20 protein-coding genes are annotated in these 23,030 nt (G+C 51.0%); 9 read left to right on the forward strand and 11 right to left on the reverse strand.

Going from position 1 to position 23,030, the window contains the following annotated elements:
* Positions 1 to 7: 7 nt before the first annotated feature.
* From HRH59_RS09745 to HRH59_RS09765, 5 genes are all read right to left on the reverse strand, one after another.
* Complete coding sequence (locus HRH59_RS09745) at positions 8 to 1,168, reverse strand: trans-sulfuration enzyme family protein (protein WP_173501080.1); 1,161 nt, start codon at positions 1,166 to 1,168, stop codon at positions 8 to 10.
* A gap of 76 nt (positions 1,169 to 1,244) precedes the next feature.
* On the reverse strand, positions 1,245 to 2,072 hold the full coding sequence (gene cysW, locus HRH59_RS09750; protein ID WP_173501081.1) for a sulfate/thiosulfate ABC transporter permease CysW: 828 nt from the start codon (positions 2,070 to 2,072) through the stop codon (positions 1,245 to 1,247).
* Positions 2,069 to 2,914: a sulfate/thiosulfate ABC transporter permease CysT gene (cysT, locus tag HRH59_RS09755; protein ID WP_173501082.1), complete on the reverse strand. Its 846-nt coding sequence runs from the start codon at positions 2,912 to 2,914 to the stop codon at positions 2,069 to 2,071. Before cysT ends, cysW begins: the two co-directional genes overlap by 4 nt.
* Before the next feature lie 2 nt (positions 2,915 to 2,916).
* Entirely contained in the window at positions 2,917 to 3,924 is a 1,008-nt protein-coding gene (cysP, locus tag HRH59_RS09760) for a thiosulfate ABC transporter substrate-binding protein CysP (RefSeq protein WP_173501083.1), read from the reverse strand.
* 15 nt (positions 3,925 to 3,939) lie between these two features.
* The gene (locus HRH59_RS09765; protein ID WP_173501084.1) at positions 3,940 to 5,004 is read right to left on the reverse strand and encodes a sulfate/molybdate ABC transporter ATP-binding protein; all 1,065 of its coding nucleotides are present in this window, start codon (positions 5,002 to 5,004) and stop codon (positions 3,940 to 3,942) included.
* Positions 5,005 to 5,269: 265 nt separating this feature from the next.
* Between HRH59_RS09765 and HRH59_RS09770 the strand changes: the two genes are divergently transcribed.
* A complete protein-coding gene (locus HRH59_RS09770; protein WP_173501085.1) occupies positions 5,270 to 6,055 on the forward strand; it encodes a putative hydro-lyase in 786 nt (261 codons plus the stop codon).
* Positions 6,056 to 6,190: 135 nt separating this feature from the next.
* On the opposite strand, the gene HRH59_RS09775 is transcribed toward HRH59_RS09770, so the two are convergent.
* The 5 genes from HRH59_RS09775 to HRH59_RS09795 form a co-directional block, all read right to left on the reverse strand.
* Positions 6,191 to 7,675, reverse strand: coding sequence for a hypothetical protein (locus HRH59_RS09775; protein WP_173501086.1), 1,485 nt, complete (start codon positions 7,673 to 7,675; stop codon positions 6,191 to 6,193).
* A 115-nt stretch (positions 7,676 to 7,790) separates the two neighbouring features.
* A complete protein-coding gene (locus tag HRH59_RS09780) occupies positions 7,791 to 8,819 on the reverse strand; it encodes a hypothetical protein (RefSeq protein WP_173501087.1) in 1,029 nt (342 codons plus the stop codon).
* On the reverse strand, positions 8,816 to 10,600 hold the full coding sequence (locus HRH59_RS09785; protein ID WP_173501088.1) for a HEAT repeat domain-containing protein: 1,785 nt from the start codon (positions 10,598 to 10,600) through the stop codon (positions 8,816 to 8,818). Before HRH59_RS09785 ends, HRH59_RS09780 begins: the two co-directional genes overlap by 4 nt.
* 35 nt (positions 10,601 to 10,635) lie before the next feature.
* Positions 10,636 to 12,576: a hypothetical protein gene (locus HRH59_RS09790; RefSeq protein ID WP_173501089.1), complete on the reverse strand. Its 1,941-nt coding sequence runs from the start codon at positions 12,574 to 12,576 to the stop codon at positions 10,636 to 10,638.
* 174 nt (positions 12,577 to 12,750) lie between these two features.
* The gene (locus HRH59_RS09795) at positions 12,751 to 13,596 is read right to left on the reverse strand and encodes an HDOD domain-containing protein (protein WP_173501090.1); all 846 of its coding nucleotides are present in this window, start codon (positions 13,594 to 13,596) and stop codon (positions 12,751 to 12,753) included.
* 359 nt (positions 13,597 to 13,955) lie between these two features.
* On the opposite strand from HRH59_RS09795, the gene HRH59_RS09800 reads away from it, so the two are divergent.
* The 3 genes from HRH59_RS09800 (at position 13,956) to HRH59_RS09810 (ending at position 17,843) form a co-directional block, all read left to right on the forward strand.
* Entirely contained in the window at positions 13,956 to 15,401 is a 1,446-nt protein-coding gene (locus HRH59_RS09800; protein ID WP_173501091.1) for an alpha/beta fold hydrolase, read from the forward strand.
* Between the two features lie 61 nt (positions 15,402 to 15,462).
* The gene (locus tag HRH59_RS09805) at positions 15,463 to 16,860 is read left to right on the forward strand and encodes an alpha/beta hydrolase (RefSeq protein WP_218573493.1); all 1,398 of its coding nucleotides are present in this window, start codon (positions 15,463 to 15,465) and stop codon (positions 16,858 to 16,860) included.
* Between the two features lie 77 nt (positions 16,861 to 16,937).
* Entirely contained in the window at positions 16,938 to 17,843 is a 906-nt protein-coding gene (locus HRH59_RS09810) for a LysR family transcriptional regulator (protein ID WP_173501092.1), read from the forward strand.
* 20 nt (positions 17,844 to 17,863) lie between these two features.
* Here the strand turns inward: HRH59_RS09810 and HRH59_RS09815 are convergent, their stop codons facing one another.
* Positions 17,864 to 18,283, reverse strand: a complete 420-nt coding sequence (locus tag HRH59_RS09815; RefSeq protein WP_173501093.1) for a GFA family protein — start codon at positions 18,281 to 18,283, stop codon at positions 17,864 to 17,866.
* A 110-nt stretch (positions 18,284 to 18,393) separates the two neighbouring features.
* On the opposite strand from HRH59_RS09815, the gene zapE reads away from it, so the two are divergent.
* The 5 genes from zapE (at position 18,394) to HRH59_RS09840 (ending at position 22,956) form a co-directional block, all read left to right on the forward strand.
* A complete protein-coding gene (gene zapE / locus HRH59_RS09820) occupies positions 18,394 to 19,545 on the forward strand; it encodes a cell division protein ZapE (RefSeq protein WP_331460166.1) in 1,152 nt (383 codons plus the stop codon).
* A 128-nt stretch (positions 19,546 to 19,673) separates the two neighbouring features.
* Positions 19,674 to 20,399 (forward strand): 5-oxoprolinase subunit PxpA, encoded by a 726-nt coding sequence (locus HRH59_RS09825; RefSeq protein ID WP_173501094.1) that lies wholly within the window; start codon positions 19,674 to 19,676, stop codon positions 20,397 to 20,399.
* On the forward strand, positions 20,396 to 21,163 hold the full coding sequence (pxpB, locus tag HRH59_RS09830) for a 5-oxoprolinase subunit PxpB (RefSeq protein ID WP_173501095.1): 768 nt from the start codon (positions 20,396 to 20,398) through the stop codon (positions 21,161 to 21,163). Before HRH59_RS09825 ends, pxpB begins: the two co-directional genes overlap by 4 nt.
* Positions 21,160 to 22,101: a 5-oxoprolinase subunit C family protein gene (locus tag HRH59_RS09835; RefSeq protein ID WP_173501096.1), complete on the forward strand. Its 942-nt coding sequence runs from the start codon at positions 21,160 to 21,162 to the stop codon at positions 22,099 to 22,101. Before pxpB ends, HRH59_RS09835 begins: the two co-directional genes overlap by 4 nt.
* Entirely contained in the window at positions 22,102 to 22,956 is an 855-nt protein-coding gene (locus tag HRH59_RS09840) for a DUF4392 domain-containing protein (protein ID WP_173501097.1), read from the forward strand.
* Positions 22,957 to 23,030 lie beyond the last annotated feature (74 nt).

A 23,030-nucleotide genomic window follows, 5' to 3' on the forward strand; every position in this document is an offset into this window, starting at 1 on the left:
TTGTCACTCAGCTCAGCAGCGCCTGTTGCAGATCGGCAATCAAATCATCCGGGTCTTCTACGCCAATACTCAGCCGGATCAGATCGTCGGTAACACCAGCAGCTAAGCGGCTGGCTGCATCCATCGCAGCATGGGTAGTGCTGGCCGGGTGGCAGGCAAGGCTTTCTAAATCACCTAAACTCACGGCTTGGGTAAACAGCTGTAATTGGTCTAAAAACCGGGCAGCGCGTTCAAAGCCGCCAGCCAACTCAATGCTAACCATACCGCCAAAAGCGCCAACAGTTTCTGCCAGTACCGGGTGACCGGCGTCAGTGACAAGGCCTGGATAAATCACTTTGTTCACCGCCGGGTGCTGCGCTAAAAACGCCGCCACCTTGGCCGCACCGGCCAGGTGTGCATCCATCCTCAGTGCCAGTGTGCGCATACCGCGCTGTAGTAAATAGGCTTCTTGCGGGCCTATAGGTGCACCGATATGTTTTAGCGCTATAGTACGCACCGGCTGCATCAGTTCTGTGCGGCCCGCTACCACGCCGGCAATAATATCGCCGTGGCCGCTTAAATATTTAGTGCCGCTGTGCATCACCAAATCGATGCCATGCTCCAGCGGTTTAAATAAGTACGGCGTTAAAAAGGTGTTGTCGCATACGGTAATGGCGCCGGTTTTCGCCGCTGCCGCCTTGACCTTGCGATAATCGCTGACTTTAAGGTTAGGGTTGGTTATGGGCTCAAACAACACCAACTTAGTGCCCGGGTTAATATTGGCCAGTAAGTCATCATCACTGGCATAACGGCTAACAGTAATACCGGCGCGGCTTAAGGTATTAATTAAAAACGCCGCTGTGCCACCGTATACCGGGTCGATAAAAGCCACTTCGTCGCCGCTGCTCACCAACGCATAAAAAATACTGCTAACCGCCGCCATGCCACTGGCCACCACCAGCGCGTCGTCGGCCCCTTCCAGCTCTGCCAATTGCTGCTCCAACGCTTGTACGGTTGGATTACCCATGCGGCTATAAATAAAGCCGGGTTGCTCGCCGGCAAAGCGGGCTTTGCCCTCTGCTGCCGTGCCATAAGTAAAGGTACTGCTTTGATAAATGGGCGTGGTTAAGGCGCCGGTATGCGCATCAGCACCGGCGCCACTGTGGAGTAATCGGGTTTTAAATTTCATTGCTAAAGTCCGTCGAACCGCTGTGTTGTCTGCATGGTGGCGTATGCTACCTCAGCATACACGCACACGCAGCTGTTTATTCCTGCCGCGCCAGCTTCCACTGTAAAAATGCTTTTACCACCAGAGTGGCAATGGCAATTAACGTCAGCAAGGCCGCGGCGATAAAAGCGCCGGCGGTATTGTAATCTTGCTGCAACAACTCGATATGCAGTGGCAGGGTGTTAGTTTGGCCGCGAATAGTACCGGATACTACCGACACAGCGCCAAATTCACCCACAGCGCGGGCATTGGTTAAAATAACGCCGTACAACAACGCCCAGCGAATGTTAGGTAAGGTAATGTGCCAAAACACCTGCCAGCCACTGGCGCCCAGCAGCACGGCGGCCTCTTCCTGTTCGGTGCCCAGGGTTGACATCAGCGGCACCAACTCCCTTACCACAAAGGGACAAGACACAAATACGGTTACCATCACCAGGCCCGGCCAGGCAAACATCAGCTGCACATCGTGTTGATCCAGCAAACTGGCAAAAGGGCCATTGCTGCCATACAGCAACAGATACAGTAAACCGGCCACTACCGGCGACACGGCAAACGGAATATCAATCAGGGTCAGTAATAAGCGCCGGCCAGGGAAGCTAAACCGCGTAACACACCAGGCGATAAGGGTGCCAAAAATCAGGTTTATCGGCACCGTTAAACCGGCCACCAGCAAGGTCAGGCCAATAGCATGCAGCATGTCCGGCTCGGCGAGGTTACGCCACACGCCGCCAATACCGGCTGAAAACGCCGCCACAAAAATAAAAATCAGCGGCACCACTAACAACAGCAGCGTTAACACCACCCCGCTGCTGATTAACAGCGGCCGCAACCAGCGCTGGCGGCTATTTAATGATGTTTGGCTCATTTGGGCCCACCGGTAATATGTTGATAACGCTGTTGCATGCCGTTAATGACAAACAACAGCACTAAGGACACCAGCAACACCACGCTGGCTATCGCTGCGGCTGCGGCATAGTCAAACTCCTGTAACCGGACAAAAATCATCAGTGACGTCACTTCAGTTTGCCACGGCAAATTACCGGCAATAAAAATCACCGCACCAAATTCGCCCAGACTGCGGGTGAACGCCAAAGCGGTACCGGTAAACAGCGCCGGCTTTATTTCCGGCAGTATCACCTTAAAAAACGTTTGCAGCGGGCTGGCCCCCAGAGTCGCCGAGGCTTCTTCATATTCCGGGCCAAACTCTTCCAGTACCGGTTGTACGGTGCGCACTACAAAAGGCACACTGGTGAAGGTCATCGCCACCACAATACCCAGCCAGGCATAGGACACTTTAATATCCCACAGCGCCAGATACTGACCAAACCAGCCCTGGGTTGAAAACACCGCCGCCAGAGTTAAGCCCGCTACCGCAGTAGGCAGCGCAAAGGGCAAGTCCATTAAGCCATCCAGCAGTACCCTGCCCGGGAAGCGGTAACGGGTTAAAATCCACGCCATTAACAGGCCGAAAAACAAATTAAACATACTGGCCACGGCAGCCGCTGAGGCAGTAACTTTGTATGAGGCTACCACGCGGGGGTCGCTGATAATCGCCCAATACTGCGCCCAGCTTAACTCTGCGGTTTGCACCACTAAACCGGTGATCGGCAGCAAGATCACCAGACTGATAAAAAACAAGCTGCTGCCAAGGCTGATACCGAAGCCCGGCAGCACGCGTTTGCTGTTATTACTGCGATAAAAGGTCACGGTTAACGCTTGCCCTGTGCCAGCAGTTTATCCAGCAGTGCGCCACTGGCAAAGTGCTGTTGCTGCACCTGCTCCCAGCTGCCGAATACCTGCTCTACAGTAAACAAGCTGGTTGGCGGGAACTGCGCTTTGGTGGCTTCAATAACGTCTGGGTTGTGCACCCGGTAGAAATAGCGCGCCAACACCTGCTGTGCTTCTTTGCTGTACAGGTAGGTTAAATAAGCTTTCGCTTGCTGTTCGGTGCCATTACGCTGAATATTTTTGTCAATCCAAGCCACCGGAAACTCGGCCAGCACGTTGGTTGGCGGTACCACACGTTCGAACTGCTGCTCCGGGTACTGCGCAATAATATTGTTTACTTCCGATTCAAAGGTAATGAGCACATCACCCAATTCACGGTCGACAAAAGAGGTGGTAGCACCGCGGCCGCCGGTATCAAACACCACTACGCGGCTTAAGAAGGTTTGCAGCCACTGTTGCGCTTTTTGCTCATCGTTATCAAAACGTGCCAGCGCATCACCGTACGCACCCAAGTATGTATAACGCGCATTGCCGGACGTTTTCGGGTTTGGAAATACCAGACCCACGCCGTCTTTGGTTAAATCTGCCCAGCTACTGATTTGCTTAGGGTTACCTTTACGCACCAAAAATGCCATGGTGGAATAATACGGCGAGCTGTTATTAGCCAGACGGTCGCGCCAGTCAGCCGGCAGTAAGTTACCGCGCTGGTGCAAAATATCAATGTCGGTGCTTTGGTTAAATGTCACCACATCAGCCCGTAAGCCCTGAATAATCGCCTGCGCCTGACGCGATGAACCACCATGCGACTGCTTTATTTCCAGGGTTTCGCCGGTTTGCTGTTTGTAGTGTTCGATAAACAGCGGGTTTATCTCGGCAAACAACTCGCGGGCGATATCATAGCTGCTGTTTAACAACTCTTTTGCCGTTACCGGTGCCGCCAGCACTGCCGCTAACAGCAGCAGGGTAAACTTTTTTGTGTTCTGCATCATGTATATTCCTTTTACTTAAATGCCTTCACCAAGGAAGACTTTGCTGTAACGCGGCTGGATCCAGGCAATGTCGCCCTGTGCCAGTTGTAATTGTTTAAACTGCTCTTTGGGTAATTCAATATGAATAAGTTGTTGGTCGGTATCACTGAGCACCTCTAACCGTGCCACCGGCCCGACTATGGTGACTAAATCCAGCGTCACTTTTAAACTATCACTTAGCGGTGCTTTAAAGACGTCAATTTCATGCGGCCGCACATAAGCAAAACCAGCCTGCTCGTCGCCATTGCTATGCTCCGGCGACGCCAGCTTAACGTTGCCGATAGTACTCTGGCCCTGTTTTACCCGGGCGTGGAACAAGTTTACATTACCCAAAAACTCATACACGAAAGGGTTAGCCGGGTGGTCGTATACCTGCTCCGGTGTGCCATCCTGCTCTATGGCGCCCTTGTTCATTACCACTATGCGGTCGGCTACTTCCAGTGCTTCTTCCTGATCATGGGTCACAAACACACTGGTAACATGAATTTCGTCATGCAAACGGCGCAGCCAGCGGCGCAGCTCGGCACGTACCTTGGCGTCCAGCGCGCCGAAGGGTTCATCCAGCAGCAGTACTTTGGGCTCTACCGCTAAGGCGCGAGCCAGCGCAATACGTTGGCGCTGGCCACCGGATAACTGCGCCGGATAGCGATCTGCCGTCCAGTCCAGCTGCACCAGTTGCAGCAAGTTATGCACTTTTTTCGCTATTTCGGCCTTATTTGGCCGTAGTTTTTTCGGCTTTACCGTTAAACCATAGGCGACATTTTCAAATACTGTCATATGTTTAAACAGCGCATAGTGCTGAAACACAAAGCCCACACCGCGCTCCGACACATGCTGGCCGGTAATATCCTGATTATTAAAATGAATGCGGCCGCTATCGGCCTGTTCCAGCCCGGCAATAATACGCAGCAAGGTGGTTTTGCCTGAACCGGACGGGCCCAGTAATGCCGTCAATTCACCGGTTTTTATCGCCAGGTTGACATTATCTACCGCAACAAAGTCACCAAAACGCTTGCTGACCTGCTCAATGCTAATACTCATAGCCTGTTAATCCTGTTGTGTATCCGCGCTGCATGGCCACCCGGCATGATCTGCACCTTAACGGCACGAGGTTATCGATATAATAAACGCAATTATAAATAACCAATAAATAGCCAATTACGATTGGGTATACCAAAAGGAAATAAGTGTGTAGTTAACTTTTTGCTAAAAGGCGCATTATCGCTTTAGCCTATAGCTGCCCTCTGTTGCATCCGCCGGCACTGCAGTACACTGGCTTAATTAGTTAATCTGCTCGGAGTGATTTATGTCAGTGCTAACCCCTTACCAGATACGCCAACAGTGTCGCAGTGGTGCCTTTAGCGACAATACCTCAGGGTTTGCGCCGGGTTTTGTCCAGGCCAATATGGCGATATTGCCCAAACAATACGCTGCTGATTTTCTGCAATTCTGCCACTTTAATCCCAAGCCCTGCCCGTTGCTGGGTATGGCAGCCACACCGGGCGCTATTGATATGCCGTCTTTGGCAAAAGATCTGGATATCCGCAGCGATTTGCCGAAGTATCGTGTATTTAAAGACGGCAAACTGACAGACGAAGTCACCGACGTGCGGGAGATCTGGCGCGATGATTTAGTCACCTTTTTAATTGGCTGCTCGTTCTCGTTTGAAGAGTCCTTGCTGGCTGATGGTCTGGAAATTCGTAATATCACAGAAAAAGTAAACGTGCCGATGTACCGCACCAACATCGCTTGCACCCCGGCCGGGGTTTTCCATGGCGGTATGGTGGTGAGTATGCGGCCGATGCTACCGGCTGATGCGATACGCGCTATTCAGATCTGCTCACGCTTTCCGCAGGTGCATGGCGCGCCGGTGCATTTTGGCGACCCGGCCGCTATTGGCATTAATGATATTACTAAACCGGATTTTGGTGATGCGGTAAGCATAAAACCGGGCGAAGTGCCGGTATTCTGGGCCTGCGGCGTAACACCGCAGGTGGCAATAGCCAATGCGGGCGTGGATTTTTGCATTGCCCACAGCCCTGGCCATATGTTGGTCACTGACTTAACTAACAGTAAATTGTCGGTGTTATAACTTTGGTTGGCTAACCTGCCATTTTAAAATACCGTGCAGTTATGCTATCCAACGGAATCGGCAGCTAAGCAGGCGAACTTAATAGTCTTACCTGCCGCCCCGCTGACAAAATTTTGATTGGTATAGCACCTGCCATTATTTTGAACACGTTTTTGCATTGTTACGCTGAGGAAGCACGCCGCCACAAGAACAAGGGTATCGGCCTGATTCAAAAGCTGCCACACAGGACTTTTTATGTGCTTGAATCTCAGCTTGTATTTTTTGTTGTTGCTCAGCTGCCAGCTTCTTAATTCTTGCCTCTCTGGACTGATCCAGCTCACGGTTCAGTTTTGCTTTATCTGCTTCCGCTTTTTGCTTTTTTAACATCAAATTTTCGTATTTTCTGTCAATCTTATCTAACTCTGCCTGCAAATTTGCACTTTTGGCAGGATCTAATTCGCCACCCGATGTAACTTTTCTTCTGCACTCTGCATGAAAAGCCTCGGTTCTTTCATCCTGCCTTTTCTTTTGCTCGTAAGATAAACCGTCACGATAGCTGGTTAAACACAAGTTAAAAGCGCAGTGACAGCTACTTCTGGCCTGCCTTAGTTCTTTTAATTGAGCACTCTTTTCCAGTTTGTCATTAATGAGCACCTTTTCTTCGTTTTTAATGGGCGTTAAGAATCGATGCAGCTGAGTTTCATCGGCACTTTTAACAAAAGTTTTTGCTCTTTCAACCGGACTTACTGTCACAACGCGACCATTTTCAAACGTTTCTAAAGATACTTCTCCGGCAGAGTTTTTTATGACCACACCATCCGGTCTATCATCTTTAAATTTACCTGAAATGATGTCAGCATGATCGGCACTGTATGAAATACCCATACCATTAGGTATACCGCTCCTCACTTCTCCATTGTAAGCTAAACGACCGTTGTCATGATAAATCAAGGCAGGACTTAATGGCATGGCATTACTATCATACTGACCTTTGTAGTAGCGACCATTTGGCAGATAAAAGACTCCTTCCGCTGTGGGTCGGCCATCTTTAAAGGCTCCCTCGTAAGCTCTGCCATCAGACCATTGCAAACGCCCTGAGCCTGCCGGTTTGCCATCTTTTACGCGACCGAAGTAATCTGCTCCGAAAAGCTCTTTCAGATCAGAAGTTTCATAAGCGTTAAAAGTAGTACTGTACTTTCTGTTGTCAAAATATTCTGTATTCACCGGCCACTCTGCGAAACTGCGGGTCCAGGCCGTGCTGCCAAGATTTGATGACTCATCTATCCAATAGGTAAATACTTTACCTACATCATCTTCATTTATTACGATTGACGGGTATTTACCAAGATAATATGAACCGCTACCGTAAGTCAGTCCCTGAACCGGATAAACCCCGGGATAAAACTCGTACACATAATAGTATCCATCATAAATGATTTTCTCAAAGCCATTAACATTAAACGCGTAATTATAACTTGCATCTTCACCTTCATCTAAACGGTAGACTACGACTATAGCCTGCCCCTCTTTCGGCGTCACAATCGGCTTAGTTATTCGGCTTCCCACCGGAGCCGATGCGCATCCGGCCAGTATTGAGAATAAAAAAAAGCAAAACACTATTTTTAAGCGATTATCTGACATTGCCCTGCATCCTTTGCTAAATCTTATATTCAACTATATAAGATAAAACCAATTTTTTTCTAATAATATAGTAGCAGGTAGCAAAAGAATATTCGGTTGCACTAGCTTCAACAAGCTACAGCTCTGTCACAAAAGGATGCGCCAGCATTCGCTCACGCTGCTCAAAGGTAAGCCCGGTTGCCGTGGCGGTTAACGGAATGCGGTGCATTAAATTGTGGCTGTTGGTACTGGCTAAATCATCTTCGCTGCCATCCGCTTCTTCCGGATGCGCTAACCCGAGATAATGGCCGATTTCATGGGCGGCCAGGCGCGCGATTTCGTTAACCGTGCCGGGGGCGGCATCGGCAAAACCACAATTAGTGCGGGCAACAAAAACACCGTCGGCAGGCCCTGCGCCGCCGGGAATTCTTGGGGTAAAACCGGCTAACTGTTGCCGGCCAAACGGCGTTTGCTGCAGCAGGCAGGGCCCGATAACCAGATCAATAGTGTCTTGCGCTTTTGTCGGCAACACAGCCAATATTGAGGCTAAAGATGAAAAGTCCGCCTGATGTTGCATAACAACTTCGCTATCAGCAGTGGCTTGCACCGCTGTAATAGCAATGTCCAGCTGCAATTCAACGCCAATTAATTGCGCCAGCAATTCTGTATCCAGCTCTGCGCTTATCGCAGGGCTTAATACCAGCCGTAGTTTAAGGCCCGGGTGAGTTGGCTGTGCGGACAAATGAGATTCGACCATAACACCGGTTGGCAGCGTGCCACCGGCTGATGCATCGCACGCTACAGCATCAAAGCTGATATGGGTTAGCTCTGCGGCTGCACCTTCTAACACCAATAAACCGGCCTGATGCAGTTTAGCAGTACGCCAGATATTGGCGTCAGATACTGCCAGGTTGGCAATAAGCTGCTCTCCGGCAATATTGATAGCAGAAGACACCCGTAAACAGCCTTGCGGCTGCGCGCTTACCTTAAGAGCGCGGCGCAAGTTATCCAGCGGCACTGCTACTGCCGAAGTAGTACCCGAGCCGCTATCTACAGTGACCGATGCCAGCGGCGTCCAAAACTGTTGCTCAACGCCGTGTTCGCTATTGCAGCCGGCAATACCGGCTGCAATAGCTGCGCACAAAAATACTGACGACGTTTTCACCTTAATGCCTTGGCCGGCACATAACGGCCAATCTGCATTTTAATCCGCGCATCGGTTTCGCGTTTGTATTGCGCAATCAACAGCTGTTGTGCCCTTTCAGTTTGTTGCGCGCCCAGCAAATCAATAGTTGCAGCGCGCTGATTGGCATCCGGCGAGCTGACGCGTTTTTCCAGCACATCCAACAGCTCCGGTGAGCTGGCACCGGAATGTTTTAACGCATCTATCAAAGCAGTGCTTACTTGCGGATCGCTTTCCTGCACCAGCGCATCCAGCAACGCAGGCCGCGCCTGCTCTGCCGGTAAACGTGATATGGCATCGGCAGCACGACGCCGGGTAGCTTCCGACTCTGCGCTAAGCTCATGGCTTAATACTTCAACAAAGCTGGCGTCACCGGTATTGCCCATGCTGTCAATTAAGATCAACCGCTCACTTTGGTCGCTTGTGTCGACAAGCTGTTGTTGCAACGATTGCATAATGTACTGGCGTAAAGCCGGGTCATCTGAACGGGCAACCATACTGCCTGCCCCTAACAAACTGGCATTGCCGCCGATATCCTTAATCATTGCGCGTGACAGCAACAGCTCGGCGACATCCTGTCGCGGCGTGCCAAGGTCTGCCAGTGCAGAGGCGGCTCTGGATTGATCACCCTGGCTCATCGTAGTGTCAAACACCATGTCTGACAGTGCTTCGCGGGCGTTGTTCAGGCCGGATAACTGCAAGGCTAAAAAAGCCGTCGGCCTGGCATCATCATCCATCTGCCCGCGCAGCTCTGCCACTAACAAGTCGACATCTTCCGGGTGTTTTTTCAACCAGGCGGCCATTTCCAGCGCGGCATCAAAATACCGTGGCGGCGTGTCAGTGATAGCACTGATAAAGGCAACATAGGTTTCCGTGTAACTTTGCTGCTGCGTTGTAAACTCGTCGAATTCCGGCGCCAAATCATAAGGAACAGATTTTTCAGCCAACGCCCAATCCGTTTGCGCTATGGCAGCAAACAGCTGATCATCGCGTTGCAATGAAAAACGTTGCTGCATAATCACTTCAGGCTGACCAGCGACTTGTAAACTAACGATTTCTTCACCGCTGATAGCTTGCCACCACAGCGGTTGTGACGGGTTAAATATGGCAGTGGCTTGCGATTTCTGCACCGCAATCTTAATACCAAAACTGTCGGCGGCACCGCGTATCAGATGGTCAGCTTTGTGGCGCTGAATTTGCAGCGGCGTCTGGCTAAGCATACTAAAGTGCGCGGTGTAATCGCCCAGGCCATCCAGTGCTGCACTGTGCCATTGCGTTGTGCCGGCCGGCGGCAACAAAAAGGTGAAATTATCCAGTTGGGTAGCCACCAACAAGCGGCTTTTCGGCTGCCATTGTGGTGCAAAGGCGGTACTGCTAATGGCACAGTTGCTGTCCACTTGCAGAAAAAACGGTAAGCCTTGCGGTGATGCCGCGCGCTCTGCCGCCAGTGTCATATCCTGGCTAAGGTTAACCTTGCTAAAGCTTGCCCGCACCCGCGCAACACCAGCGTTAAGCGCTTCAACCTGCCAGCTCATCACACCTTCAAACGTATCGCTTTGCCCTTCTGCCGTAACCGTTGAGCTAAAGCGGAACGCCGCAGTTTGACCCACAGCCAGCTGGCAACGCGCAGCCGGCTGCGCGCTTGCCGAAACCTCTACCTGCACAGAGTCAGAGCGGCTCCATGGATTGAACGCTATCACACCGACAACAGCAGTAGCCGCAGCGGCTAATAACGATAATTTCTTAATGTTCAAACCTGGCATGTGCACGCCTCTCGTATAAAAACCACTATCTTGTACTAAAGTAATTCCAGCGTACCTTCGGTACTGCGTCTTAGCAGATTTTGCGTAACAGGTTTAGAAGAGAAACTCACCAGCGTAACGGATTTGCTGCGGCGAAAGCGGAATACTTTAATGGTGCCAACCAGCTTAACTTTGCCACTGATGGTTTGCAGAGTATGGTCCAGCGTAACATCACCACGTACCAAAATACGGTCATCGTCGGTCAGGCCAAAACTTAATACCCCCGTTAATGGAAACCTATTTTCCAAAAAGTGCAAGTTGGCATCAACACCCGCTTTAACGATGCGTAAATCCAGGCCACCAAAGATACGGCCGGTAAAACTGAAGTTTGGTTCAACCGAACGGGTTAGGTAACCGCAAGTATTAACCACTTCTGCAGATACCAGCAATAGCTGGCACTCAGACAAGTCCGTTAGTAAGTCCATGTCATCGTCAACGTCAATACCTACCCGGCCACCGGCACTGATTTTAAAACCCAGCCGTACAGGGCCAAAACCAAAACCTAAACCGGCTACTTCCTGCGCTTTGTCCTGCTCGAATTCATTCTTCAGCTTCAGGTGCTCTTTGCCTTCTTTGGTATCGCCGGCCACTACGACATTGAAAGCTTTAATTTGATGAAAATAGGACGACTTATCTTTCGTTACTATGGCTTCAGCTATGGCTTCAGCAATTGTAAAATCAAAACTTTTGCCAATATTGCCGCGTAGTGCAACTTCGCCGGTGGCACGGCTTAAAATACCGTTGCGGCTTAAGGTGTTGTCGACATCCATTTCAGATTCAATGGCAATGCGGGCGTTGCCGGCGTTACGCTTTTGGTTCTTTTTAAAAGACGAATTACTTGCCGCTGTAACGGCGGTTGCGCTTTCACGCTCCAGGTTAACGTCTACATCTTTACAGTCGTTAGCAAGATCGCCGTCGTTACCATTCTGAGAGAAACTGGTTACCACACAGCCACGCAAAATAAAATGCGTTTCGTTTGCCAGCTCTCCGTCTTGTACTGCAGCCAGATCCGCGCCTTCCAGATACAGGTCATGGTGTGCCTCATCAGCAATGCCCGGTTGAATTTCATTAAAACTGAATGATGCTACCGTGCTGCCATCTTGCTGACCAATCATTAACGGCAAGATAATACCCGGCGCACTTTCAGGAATTAATACATAAGTCAGTGTAACCGACGCCGGCAATTTACCTAATTGGTTTAATTGCGCTTCGGTCATGCCATAGGTTAGTTCCTGCTGGATACTCAGGCCGGTTTCAGCATCTACCACTTGTAAATCTGCCGGAATTTCAGAAGCATCAATTTTAGAAAAGTAAGGGTCGGCACCGTTAAATACAAAACCGGACTTTACCGACAACACCGGTGTTGGTGATTCTTCTGCTTCGGTGATAGCCAGCAAGGCTACAGACGATTCTGTGGTTAATTCGTACTCTACATCGGTGCCACCTTCGCGTAACGTCAGGGTTGGCAAGGTGGCTGTCACGTTACCTTTTAACTCTGTTTCATCGCGGAAAAAACCAACTTGCAGCTCTACTTCACGTCCGGCTTCAGCCAGAATTTGGCATTCACTGACAGGCCAGATAAACTCGTTTTCTACCACTACCGGCGCACCGTTCGCCGGTAACTCGACATCAATAGCATTAGAGCTACACACTATCGGCGCCGCCGGGTCGGCAGGGTTCTTCTCGACAAAACTAAAACTAACCGGAATGTTGGTTACTTCCGTTATGCTGGTATCAGTACCACGAATGGTAAATGATACCGGGATACGGTGATTAAGTGCAAAGGCCTGGCTGGTATCAAAATCCATTGAAAAATCAGACATTTCGATATCAAAATCAACAACAACCGGCTCTTCAACTGCAGAGTCGCTGCCACCGCAAGCGGTTAAGGTTGCCAGCACTACCAACGCCAACAAAGGTGTTTTTATGGTAAACATTACAAATCTTCCCTAACAAAAATCAAACCAGTTGTCAGGTTAACCAGCTACCGTGGTAATAAGCGTGGTAATAAGCGTGGAATTTGCGGCAAAAATGCATGGCAATGTTGAGGTATTACCAGTTGTGCCGGCTTAACCAGCGGGCCGGCACATCACTGCAAGCGAAGCAGAACATTAATAAACAGAACAGATGTGTGGATTTAAAACAGACAGAATAAGTAAACCTTCGGTGTTGCAGAAATCGATAGCACGGATAATGTCAGGCTGACTTAATTCCAGCGACGCTAAAATGCCGGGATCAATCAGTTGCCTGCTGGAATACATTTCCGGGTGCTGGTTTGCCAGCGCCAGTCTCGCGGCTAAATGCAGCACCAATTGCGCTTTGTTTTTCTGATTTAAATTGTGGCTGTGTTGCAGTGCTACCGGTTCAACGATGCTGTCGGGCAACTGCCATAAATGTAACAGCTCTGCACCACACCGGGCATAAGTAAACCCCAGCACACGTTGCTGCAATTGCCACGGCAGCTCTTCGATAGTGTAATTTTGGCACTGATTTGCTTGCCTGGCGTTGTTGTGTAATACCACCATCTCGCCGATATTATGCAACAAGCCGGCTACAAAAAACCGATCTGACGGTTGTAAGCCACAGCTTTGCGCCAGAAACTGTGCAATTAAGGCCGCATTGACGGTTTGCTCCCAAAACCGCTCTAAATCAATAGCCGAAGTATCTACTGTGCTACAGGCAGAGGCAATACCAAGACTAAGCACCAGGTGATATACCTGAGTTTTACCTAATACTAATAATACTTTTCTGACACTTTCCAGCTGGTACGGCAAACTATAAATGGCACTGTTGGCCAGCTTTAGCAGCTTTGATGTAAGCACAGGATCCAGCAAAATAGCTTGGGCCACCTCATCAAGACTGACGATGTCAGAGTCCAGCAGTTGTTTGACATGTAAACAGCATTCCGGCAAAACGAAAACATCTGCAACATTCTGAGCGTATTGCAAGGCTTGCATAGGATTGCGCCTCCCATGGTGACATTAGACATTGGTGGCATCATCGCTGGCTACCGTAGTAGTTAACATGGTAATAAGCGTGGAATTTGCACATTTGAAGCGTGGTATTTTTTAGTTGTTAATGCAGTTTCAATTTGAATTGTTGATTTTAAAGCATTCCCGTTGCACAATTTGCACATTAAAATGGAAACAAAATAATTATGCTGCATAAATGCATAAGTATTTTATGCAAACCTAATACAAAAAAACTGCCGCCAAATAAGAGCAGCATTTCACAACAACCTGCAGAACATGAGTTAGACCAGTATAGACATCATAAGGTTAGGCAAGATTACGTTAAAACTGTCAGGTGAAGTGTTGTGCAAATTGCGATAAAAATGCTGGGCGAACTACAGGTTTTTCATAACAACCTGCTTACCCCGCTGCCCTCCTCAAAATTAACCCGCGCCTTACTGGTTTATTTGTTGCTGAATAACCGGCCACAACGCCGGGATTATTTATGTACGCTGTTTTGGCCTGAGGCCAAAGATGCCCGAGGGTCGTTGCGTTGGTCATTAAGTAAACTCAGGGCCATTCTGAACAATAATGCCAGCGAAAGCGGTGCTGAACAAAACATTGAACGTGTTGTGGCAGACAAGGACTATGTCAGCATTAATAAAACCGACATTGATATCGATCTGGTTAACCTGTGCAGCCGTGCCGCACAACAACAGCACTACGCCGGTGAATTGACTGAGTTGGCAAAACAACTGGCCATGCCGCTACTGGACGGGCTGGATTTGCATAACCACCCGGACTTTCAACACTGGCTAATTGCACAGCGGCAACAACTGATACAGCTGCGCAGCAAACTGCTGAGCCAAATTGCAGCTTCGGCGAAGTGCAGTGTAACTGACGCAGCAAAAACGGCTCCCTTGCCTGCCAGGCCACGGCAGGCGTTACAACTGCAATATCAAGCAGATATCCGTTATTGTGCCGGCGACGACGGCGTAAAAATTGCCTATGTATCAACAGGCTGGGGATTGCCGCTGCTAAAACCCCCCGCCTTGTTAAACCATCTGCAATACGATTGGCATGCGCCGCTATGGGGGCGAATTTTTCATCAACTCGCCGGCGACTATCAGCTTATCCGCTATGATGACCGCGGCAGTGGTATGTCAGAGCGCAATATTGACGGCGTAAGTGTCGATGATTTAGCGCAGGATTTGGCAACCGTTGTTACTGCCAATAATCTGAGTCAATTCGCGTTACTCGGCATATCAAATAGCGTGGCTCTATGCATAGACTATGCAGCGCGCCACCCTGAGCAGGTATCACATTTGATTCTGTTTAACGGCTACGCTGCCGGCTGGTGTGCAGATGGCGACCCTCAGCTACGGGAAAAAATGCAAGCTATCATTGCCCTGGCAGAAACAGGTTGGGAACAGGACAACACAGCGTTCCGGCAGTTTTTCTCCATGACCTTTGTGCCGGACGCCAGCCAGCACGAGTTGGACTGGTTTAACGAATATTTGCTGCTGGCAGCCAACGCCAAAAACGCGGCAGCGTTAATGTCGGCTTTTGCAGATTGGGATGTTCGCAGCAAACTGACGCAGATAAAGGTACCTACGCTGGTTATTCATTCACTGGGCGATAAAGCGGTGCCGGCGCTATCCGGCCGTGAAATTGCTGCAACTATTCCCGGTGCCGAATTTATTGGCCTGGACAGTACATCGCACTTGCTGCTGGAGTACGAGCCGTCAGCACAGCAATTTATTGATATAATTCATGATTTCATATCACGCCATCAAAAAAGTGTTGTGTAAAGGTGCTTGCCGCTTAAGCGCAGCCAGCTAAAATAACAAACGGATAATCAGGGAGGTGCAAATGACTATAGCGATTAACATGCTGGGTAAACTGGAATTACGTCGCAATGGCATGGTAATAGCAATGCCGGCCTCCAAGCGCAGCCGCGCCCTGCTGGCGTATCTGGCACTTACCGCCAGGCCACACCGCCGCGACAGGTTATGTGAAGTATTCTGGGAAATTCCGGATGACCCTAAGGGCGCATTACGCTGGTCGCTAAGTAAGATCAGGCCACTGGTAAATGATGCCACCGCAGAACGGCTGCAAGCAGACCGCGAGCGGGTGTCGCTGGTCAGCAGCGACATCTGCATTGACCTGCAGCAGCTGATAGCTAAGAGTCAGCAAAGCGATTTATCCATTGCTGAACTTGAAGAGCTGCTGCTGCAAAGCCAACAACCGTTTTTGCAAGGGCTGGATTTACCCGATCAGAGTCTGTTTCAAGATTGGTTGACGGCAGAGCGCAATGCACTGCAGCAACTCACCGGCAAGCTGCAGTCTCGTATAGCCTCACATGCCACGCTCAGCAGCCCGGATAAACTGCATGCCGCAGAGGCCCCCGGCAGCCGCGAGCTGCTCGCACGACAAAAAGTACAGTTTTGCACCGCGCAAGATGGCGTCCGTATTGCTTATGCCTCTGTAGGCAAGGGCCCTACCATTGTTAAAGCCGCGAATTGGCTTAGCCATTTGGAGCATGATTGGAATGCGCCGATCTGGAGCCCGTTGTTCCGCGATTTAGCAGCGGATCATCATTTTGTCCGTTACGACGAGCGCGGCAATGGCTTATCTGACTGGGACGTGGCGGATATTTCATTTGACGCCTTTGTTACCGACCTCGAAACAGTAGTAGCGGCAAATAAGTTAGATAAATTTGCACTGCTGGGTATATCACAAGGCGCAGCGGTATCTATCGAGTATGCTATCCGCTATCCGGAAAAGGTGTCACAGCTTATTTTGTTTGGCGGCTATGCTGCCGGCTGGCGCATCGGCGCTTCAGAAGCCTTAACCAAAGAACGTGAAGCAGTGATGACGCTCACCTCGATAGGCTGGGGTACCGACAACCCGGCGTACCGACAGATCTTCTCTTCCACCTTTATGCCGGATGCTAATGAGGCGGAGTTCAACTGGTTTAATGATTTTCAGCGCTTAACCACCTCAGCCGAAAACGCAGTAAGGTTTTTATCGGTGTTTGCCGATATCGACGTGCGCCACCGGCTGGCACAGGTAAAGGTGCCTACGTTGGTGATTCATGCACTGGGCGACCAACGAATCCCGGTAAGCATTGGCCGCGAACTTGCCGCAACTATTCCCAATGCCGAGTTTGTCGGCTTAGAGAGCAACGGGCACTTACTGTTGGGGCGCGAGCCTGCATCAAAAGCCTTTGTGCAAGCCATACGCGACTTTATGGCCCAGCATCCGTAAGCTACACATATGATTTAAAATGGTATATTTTCACATATAAATGAATACTGTTCATAGATAGCGGCATAGGTAATAGCGTGATTGAAAAAGTCCACCTGAGTATTTTGCGTGAAATAGACCGCCATGGCTCGTTAACGGCGGCCGCAAGCAGCTTAAACCTAACACAATCGGCGCTAAGTCACAGCATTAAAAAACTGGAGCAACAGGCCGGCACCAGCCTGTGGTTAAAAGACGGCCGGCAAATCCGGCTGACGGAAGCCGGCAGCTACTTGTTGGAGCAAGCCAACCGGCTGCTGCCGCAGTTTGAACGCATCGACGACACCTTACGCCAATTTGCCAACAATGAGAAAGGCAGCCTGCGGGTAGGTATGGAATGCCACCCTTGTTATCAGTGGTTGCTAAAAGTGGTGCAACCGTTTTTAGCGCAATCGCCCGGGGTAGATATCGATGTAAAACAACGTTTTCAGTTCGGCGGCATGGCAGCGCTGTTTAATTACGATATTGATTTACTGATCACCCCGGATCCGATCCAAAAAGAGCGCATCGTGTTTGAGCCGGTGTTTCCGTATGAACTGGTACTGGTGGTTAGCCAACACAGCAAACTCAGTGGCCTGTGCGAGGTGACACCGGCGCAGCTAAGCGATCAGGTATTGCTGACCTATCCGGTAGAAACAGCACGGCTGGATATTTTTCAGCAGTTTTTACTGCCGGCGCAGTGCATGCCTAAGCACCATAAAACGCTTGAAGCGACTGACATTATTTTACAAATGGTGGCGGCTAACCGCGGCGTAGCTGCGATGCCGAAATGGCTGGCACTGGAATACGCAGACAGTCTGCCGATTGACGTGCTGCGCTTCGGCGACAGCGGTATTCATAAACATATTTATGTCGGTTACCGTAAGCAAGAGCAGCTGAATCAACATATTCAACGCTTTATTGCGCTGGCCAAAAGCAGCGGTACAACCTTATCTGCAACGGATTAAACGCAGGCTGTTAACTGCCCCTACTGCGGCGGGGCAAAGGCAGCAAACATCTCTTCGCAGGTCATATTATGGGTGTATTCGGCAAAGCTGTAGTATGCCGGCTTACTGTCAATACACACCTGATGATCGAACACCACATCGTCAGCGTTATCGAACAAGCCAACCGGGATAATATACTGGCCGTTCTGGCTTAAACGATAAAACAAATGCGTACCGCATTCAGCACAAAAGCCGCGCGAGGCCCAGTCGGACGAGCGAAAGGCGCGCACATGCTGCTCACCGCTAAACTTTACATCAGTGCCACAGTCGAGCGCCAACAGCGGGCCACCGCCCCAGCGCCGGCACATGTCACAGTGGCAGGCGCCGACCTTATCCGCAGATACTGCCACACTAATCCCCACCTTGCCGCACAGACAACGGCCGTTACGTTGAACTGACATGTTATTCTCCTGTTTAAGCTAATGCTATGTGGTTAACGTTATACCGTTAATGTTAAAGACTGTAGCACAGCACTTGTGTATTCGCCCCCGGCATACTTTAATGCGCCACAGTGCCGGACCTTACGGCAATAATTGCGCACCCTGTTGCGCCGGCTAACCGACGAAGAGAGGCAGCTATTCTGCTTACACACTACCAACAACAGGTAGCTACTGCTGCACTAAGCTACGACGAAAACCAGTATCAGCTGCTGCAACGCCTGACGCAGTTGGCACAGCAGTTAAGCGCCGGACAGCAGTCGCTGCGTGGCTTATATATTCAGGGCCCGGTGGGCCGTGGTAAAACCCTGCTGATGGATTTGTTTTACCAGCAACTGCAAACGCCGCAGAAAATCCGCCTGCATTTCCATCATTTTATGGCGCGTGTTCACCGCGAGTTGCATCAGCTAAGCGGGCAGAAAGACCCGCTACAACTTATCGCCATGCAGTGGGCCGCCCGTTACCGGGTGCTGTGTTTCGATGAGTTTTTTGTCAACGATATCGGCGATGCCATGTTACTCGGTACACTGTGGCGCTACCTGTTTAACGCCGGTGTGGTTTTGGTTACCACCTCGAATGCCTTGCCGGAGCAACTGTACGCCAACGGCTTGCAGCGCCAGCGCTTTTTGCCTGCTATCGACTTACTGCAACAGTACTGTGAGGTCATAACCCTGGACAGCGGCAAAGATTACCGTCTGTGCCAGCAGCAAAACTGGCCGTATTATCTGCAAGGCGCAAGCGAAGCAGCCTTGCAGCAAAAGGCCGAACAGCTAAGCGGCCCTGTAGCAGCGCTGCCTAAGATAAGTATCCTGCAGCGTGATATACCGGCGCTATGGCATAACCGGCTACTCATTGGTTTTAACTTTAACGCCCTGTGCGCCGGGCCGCGCAGCCAACTGGATTATATGGCACTGTGTGATCAATACGCCGCTATCGCCGTGCACGGCGTACCGCAATTCAGCTATCTCGCTGATAAACCAATAGTGCACGGCATTGAAGACAGCTACCAGCGTGAACACAAAGAATACTACGTTAGCAAACTGGATAACGAGGCGCGGCGTTTTATCGCCCTGGTCGACGAATGCTACGACAGAGGCACCTTGTTACTGCTTAGCGCTGACGTAGCAGTGAACGAACTGTACCTGGCCAAACAACTGGCATTCGCTTTTGCCCGCTGCGGCTCGCGGCTGCATGAAATGCAACACCGGCTATTGGGCATTGGTTAGCCCGGACTTATGCCAGGGTACGCAGATTTAACGCGACCAGTTTATAGCTGCGACTGGTCGCATCCGACTAGACTATTACTGAAAACCCACGCAGTATGAATAAATTATTTTTCCGGTATGGAGGAAAGATGAAACTGAATTGCGACTTAGGTGAAAGCTTTGGCAGCTGGCAGATGGGGCTGGACACTAAAGTGATGCCGCATATTGATATGGCCAATATCGCCTGTGGTTTTCACGCCGGTGATGCCGATGTGATGGCGCGCACTTTAGCCCAGGCAAAACAACATGGTGTGGCCGTTGGTGCCCACCCGTCTTACCCCGACTTACAAGGCTTTGGCCGGCGCAGTATGGCGCTGTCGCACAGTGAAATTGTTAACTGTATGCGTTATCAAATCGCCGCGCTGGATGGCATGGCGCTAAGTGCCGGTGCACAGCTGAGCTATGTTAAACCGCATGGCGCCCTGTACAACGATATGATGGCCAAACCGGCGGTGTTTGCTGCCGTGCTTGAGGCCGTCGCCGGTTTTTACAAACCGCTACAGCTGATGATTTTAGCCACGGCACAGCAACAGACGTTTGCAGAGCAAGCCAAGGCACAGAGCGTAGCACTGTTGTTTGAAGCCTTTGCCGACAGGCGCTACACCGACGAAGGCACGCTTACGCCACGCAGCCAGGCCGGCGCTGTGTTACATGGCGATGAGATGCTCTCTCAGGTCAGACAGTTGGTTAAGCACGGCAGTGTCACCACAGTATCCGGCAAACAGCTGGCACTTAACGCTGATACGCTGTGCGTGCATGGTGACAACCAGGCCGCTATTGCTCAGGTGCAACAAATCCGGGCGCTGTTGGCATGAGCTCTGATGGCAACAGCTCTGTTAGCATAAGTAAGCCGCAATATCATCTGACTGTTGCCGGTGAAAACGCGCTGATGCTGTATTTTGACCAGCGCATCGACCCGGCTATTTCTGCCTTAGTGCAACAAGCCTGTGTGCTTATCCGCGCTGAACTGGCCGATGATATTATCGACTTGTTACCCTCTTACGCTTCTGTATTGCTGCTGTTTAATCCGCTTCGCACCGATCTGTATCGTGTAAAGGCACAATTGCAGCATTGTCTGGCGCAACTGCAAAGTGCCAATCAGCACAGCGGTAAGCTGGTTGAGCTGCCGGTGTATTACAGTGCAGAAAGCGGGCCTGATCTGGCGCTTATTGCCCAAACAAAAAACATCAGCATCGATGAAGTGATAAAGCGGCATCAGGCTATCAGTTACCGCGTTTACGCCATTGGCTTTGCACCCGGTTTTGCCTATTTAGGCGAAGTTGACCCCGTGCTGCAAATGCCGCGTTTAGCCACACCACGCGCCAAAGTACCACGCGGCGCGGTGGCTATTGCCGATAGGCAAACCGCGGTGTATCCGGCGCCTTCTCCTGGTGGCTGGAATTTAATTGGCCTGTGTCCGACCAGAATGTTTAACCCCGCGGCAGAGCCGGCCATGCCGGTGGCGGTAGGTGATGAAGTACGCTTTGTCGCCATCGGTAAAGCCGAGTTTTTGCGTTTAGGCGGTGAGCTGCCGGAGCTTGGACTGCCAGATATTGAGCGTGCGGGGCATAAACCATGAGCGGTTTTACTGTAATAGCGCCCGGCGTACTGAGTTTACTGCAGGACAGCGGCCGCTTTGGTCAGGGCGCACTGGGTTTAACCAACGGTGGGCCTATGGACGCCCCATCTGCAGCCTGGGCTAACCGCTTGCTGGGCAACCACAGCAATGCCACGTTAATAGAGTGCAGTGTTGGCGGCCTGCAACTGCGCGCTGATACCCACAGCTATCTCGCGGTAACCGGCGCGACGCTGCCGCTGACCATTAACGGCAAAGCAGCGGAGCAATGGACGGTACTTAAGGTGCAAGCCGGCGATCTGCTTGAGTTGGGTATGGTAACTGCGGGCCTGCGCGCCTATATCGCGGTGGCCGGCGGCTTTACTGTCACGCCGCAGTTTGGCAGCAGCTCTACCGTGCTACGCGAAGCTATTGGCGGCATAAACGGTAATAAACTGCAGACCAGCGACAACTTAGCCGCTGCGGTGGTAAACCAGCTGCCAAGGCTGCAATTACCGGCACGCTACCGGCCACAGTTTAATCGCGTGCTGACCCTGCGCCTGATAGAGGGGTATCAGGCGCAAAGTTTTACCGCTACCGAGCGCCAGCGCTTATACCTCAACAGCTATAAAGTGACGCCACAAGCCGATCGTATGGGTTATAAACTCAGCGGCAGCGCCATTAGCTGCCAGCAAACACAGCTGCTATCTGAAGGCATCTGCTATGGCGCGGTGCAAATTCCACCCGACGGCCAGCCGATAGTGCTGTTAAATGACCGGCAAACCTTAGGTGGCTACCCGAAAATAGGCAGTGTATTGTCGCTCGACTGCGCCTTGCTGGCACAAGCCAGCGCGGGTACCGAGGTATATTTTACGCCCATCAGTCCCGAGCAGGCGCACAATGCGCTATGTTTGGCCAAAGTACGCACTGCTGCAATCAGCAGCCAACTGGTGAGCCTGTAAATGAGCGCACAGCAACAAGATTATCTGGCACTAAGCCAGCAGATAGAGCAGTTATTAGTGCGGCAAAACCTGCGCGGCATGGCAAGCCTTAAGCCGCATTTACGGCCGGGTTATATACTGCGCGCCGCCCGTGTTATTAATCAGTGCCGCGGTACGGTGTTAATCGGTACCGGCTTTCCGGTACTGAATACCTTTGAAACCGACGGCCCGGTTGGTGCCATTGGCTTGTATCAGTTACTTAAATGCCTTGGCGCAGCGCCGGTTATTGTGTGTGGCGATCCGCTGTACAGCGCGTTAAAAGCCGATTATCAATGCTATCAAATCAGCGTAAACCAGTTTGACGCCCTGCCGGCCATTGCCGAAGCGGCGCTGGCACAGCTTAAACCGCAATTGGTTATCTCAATTGAACGGCCTGGCTTTAATGCGCAGCAGCGTTACGCCAATATGCGCGGCGAGGATATTTCTGCGCGCTGCGCCAGCTTTGACTACTTTTTAACGCAAGCCCCCTGCCCGACCATTGGCATTGGCGATGGCGGCAATGAAATTGGTATGGGAAATCTGTTGCAGGCGGTCAGTGCGCTGAATATTACGCCCTGCGTGACAGAGTGCGATGAGCTGATTGTCGCCGATGTTTCAAACTGGGCAGCCTGGGGTATAGCTGCCATGGTGTCGCTATTGCGCGGCGAAAACCTGCTGGCGGGGGCAGAACCGCTGACTATTTTGCAGTATTTATCGGCCAAAGGCAGTGTCGATGGCGTAACCCGGTTAAATACCTTAACCGAAGATGGCCTGGCGCATACTGAAGGCCAGCAACTTATTGATGATTTATCCACCTTAATACAGGGTGCAGACTAATCGCAGAACCGGTATGCCCACACCAACACGCCGTGAATACGTCCCTGTAGGCTCGGTTATGAACTTCATCCATG

Source organism: Rheinheimera lutimaris, assembly GCF_013283795.1.
Taxonomy (GTDB): Bacteria; Pseudomonadota; Gammaproteobacteria; order Enterobacterales; family Alteromonadaceae; genus Alishewanella; species Alishewanella lutimaris.